The organism is Marinobacter sp. UBA2498, assembly GCF_002341575.1.
In the GTDB taxonomy this organism is placed as follows: domain Bacteria; phylum Pseudomonadota; class Gammaproteobacteria; order Pseudomonadales; family Oleiphilaceae; genus Marinobacter; species Marinobacter manganoxydans.
Window position 1 is genome coordinate 1 of the sequence record NZ_DDOI01000123.1, and the last position, 2911, is coordinate 2911.

Annotated in this window: 3 protein-coding genes; 2 read left to right on the plus strand and 1 reads right to left on the minus strand. The window is 57.0% G+C overall.

What is annotated here, in order from left to right:
• A partial coding sequence (locus B2W52_RS17240; protein ID WP_286803792.1) for a sugar phosphate nucleotidyltransferase occupies positions 1-369 on the minus strand: 369 nt, incomplete at its 3' end.
• 203 nt (positions 370-572) lie between these two features.
• Here B2W52_RS17240 and glgB point away from each other — a divergent pair.
• Together glgB and B2W52_RS17250 are read left to right on the plus strand one after the other, a co-directional pair.
• A complete protein-coding gene (gene glgB, locus B2W52_RS17245) occupies positions 573-2459 on the plus strand; it encodes a 1,4-alpha-glucan branching protein GlgB (RefSeq protein ID WP_008169699.1) in 1887 nt (628 codons plus the stop codon).
• A partial coding sequence (locus tag B2W52_RS17250) for a glycogen/starch synthase (protein WP_286803793.1) occupies positions 2456-2911 on the plus strand: 456 nt, incomplete at its 3' end. The genes glgB and B2W52_RS17250, both read left to right, overlap by 4 nt.

Sequence of the window (2911 nt, forward strand, 5' to 3'; positions counted from 1 at the left end):
GCGAATGATGTCGAGGTTTTGAAGCACAGCGTCTGCCGTTCCCTCATACCAGGAAGTCTCGATCCGTTGTTGCGCAGGTAAGAGCTCTACGAACTCATCCAGTTCTCCCCGGAGAAACCCCCAACCCCGCTGGATATGGCGGATCAGGGAATGGGATTTGTACTGGGTGATCACACCAACCTGCCCGATGCCGGAGTTGATGCAGTTCGAGAGTGGAAAATCGATAATCCGGAACTTGCCGCCAAAGGGCACCGCCGGTTTGGCCCGCCATTTGGTGAGATCGTGGAGGCGGGATCCCCGCCCTCCGGCAAGTACCAGAGCAAGAGTCTGACGAGTGAGACGACTGACGAAACGCTTGGCCGTTTGCATAGCTGCTTCCCTGAAGAAAACCTTCCCTGTAACCGGTCGTTTAACCGCAAGGGTTTGCCACGTTTTTGACGCCCTAAACTATAGTAGAACACTAGCACGGAATTATGACGTAAACTTGTTTTGGGTCATTTTTTAAACAGGCCCTTTCGCGTCCAATGAAGGGACGCTCAAAGCGCCTCATCTGGTCAGGAACAGCACGGTCTATGGACAGTCCAACGCTCAGCGAATTCGACCTCCACCTTTTTGCCGAGGGTCGCCACTGGCACATTTACAACGTGCTCGGTGCCCATGTCTGCAGGAACCGAGGTGTGGAAGGTGTCCGGTTTGCAGTCTGGGCCCCCCACGCCAGCGCCGTCAGTGTTGCCGGTGACTTTAACGAATGGAACGCGGGCATCCATCCCATGTCGTTGCATGAAGGCACGGGGGTTTGGTCCTGCTTTATCCCGGGCATCGGTAACGGCGTTCTCTATAAATTCGCCATCACGACGGACAAAGGCCGGCAGATTCTGAAAACCGATCCCTACGGACAGGCTTTCGAGCTCAGGCCCTCCACCGCTGCTGTAGTCACCGAGCGCGGCCATTTTGGCTGGGGCGATGGCGACTGGCTGGCCCGGCGGGGTCGCTGGAACTGGCAGGATTCGCCTATCTCCATCTACGAGGTTCATGCCGCCTCCTGGCGCCACCATGGTTCGGGTCGGTGGCTGACCTATCGGGAACTGGCGGACCAACTCATTCCCTATGTGCTCGAACTGGGCTTCACCCACATTGAACTGTTGCCGGTCACGGAACACCCCCTGGATGAATCCTGGGGATACCAGACGACCGGATACTACGCGCCCACCAGTCGGTTCGGCACGCCGGACGATCTTCGTTATCTGGTGGACCAATGCCACCGGCACAACATCGGCGTGATTCTGGACTGGGTACCGGGACATTTCCCGACCGATGAACACGCCCTTGCCCGCTTTGATGGCAGCGCGCTTTACGAACATGAAGATCCCCGCAAAGGGCGCCATCAGGACTGGGGCACACTCATCTACAACTATGGCCGGCATGAGGTGCGGAACTTCCTGATCGGCAGTGCCTTGTTCTGGCTGGACGCCTTTCATATCGACGGGCTCAGGGTGGATGCGGTGGCTTCCATGCTGTACCTCAACTACTCCCGCAAGGAAGGCGAATGGGAGCCCAACGTGCATGGAGGCCATGAAAACCTCGAAGCCATTGAGTTCCTGCGGGAATTGAACCAGGTCTGCCAAAGCCGCTTCCCCGGAACGCTGGTCTGTGCGGAAGAATCGACCTCCTGGCCACGTGTAACCCGGCCACCGGAAATTGGCGGACTCGGGTTCAACCTGAAATGGAACATGGGCTGGATGCACGACACCCTGGACTATCTGGCACAGGATCCGGTGTATCGTCAGTATCATCACGACAAGCTGACCTTTGGGCTGCTCTACGCCTTCTCGGAGAATTTCCTGCTCCCGCTTTCCCACGACGAAGTGGTTCATGGCAAAGGTAGCCTGATCAACAAAATGACCGGCGACGAATGGCAACAGAGAGCTACCTTGAGGGTGCTTTTTACCTACATGTTCAGTTACCCGGGCGCCAAACTTCTTTTCATGGGCGGTGAGTTCGGCCAGCGGCGGGAGTGGAGTGAATTCCGGGAACTGGACTGGTCTCTACTGGCCTACCCGGAGCATCAGGGTATTAAAAAGCTGGTTCAGGACCTGAACGGTATCTACCGGCGGGAGGTGTCGTTACATGGCGCCTGCTTCAAGCCGGATGGTTTCGAGTGGATCGACTGCCATGATTCCCCCCAGTCAGTGATCAGTTTCCTGCGCACCGCCAAGGGCGAAACCTCGGTGATTGTCGTTAATTTCACACCGATGCCCAGACACCACTATCGGATCGGCCTGCCTGAAGGTGGCAACTGGCGGGAAATTTTTAATTCCGATTCAGAGTATTACGGTGGCAGTAATCTGGGAAATCCCTACCCCATGCCTGCGGATGCCCAGCCCTGGATGAACCGTGAGTGGTCCGTGGAACTAACCCTGCCACCACTGGGCGCGATCATTCTGAGGCCGGCTTTATGATCCGGGTGCTGTTTGCAACCAGTGAGGTTTATCCCTTGATGAAAACCGGCGGTCTTGCCGACGTTTCTGCAAGTTTGCCGGAAGCGCTCTGCCGCCTGGAATACGACGTACAGATACTTCTACCGGGCTATCCCGATGCTTTGAGAGCGGCAAGAAAGGCAGGCTCCCGAAGGAAGGCGCGGTTTCAGCTGGGGCAATACAATGTGAGCCTCTGGCAGACCCGACTGCCCGGCACCGCTGTCACGCTATGGCTAGTGGACTGTCCGCCATTGTTTGATCGCCCTGGCAACCCCTACAAGAACGAGGAAGGCAAAGACTGGTGGGACAATGCCCATCGCTTTGAGCTGTTCGGAAAGGTCGGCGCCATGATCGCCATGGGAGAGGCAGGCCTGTCCTGGAGACCGGATCTGGTTCACTGCAACGACTGGCAAACCGGGCTGATACCGGTATTT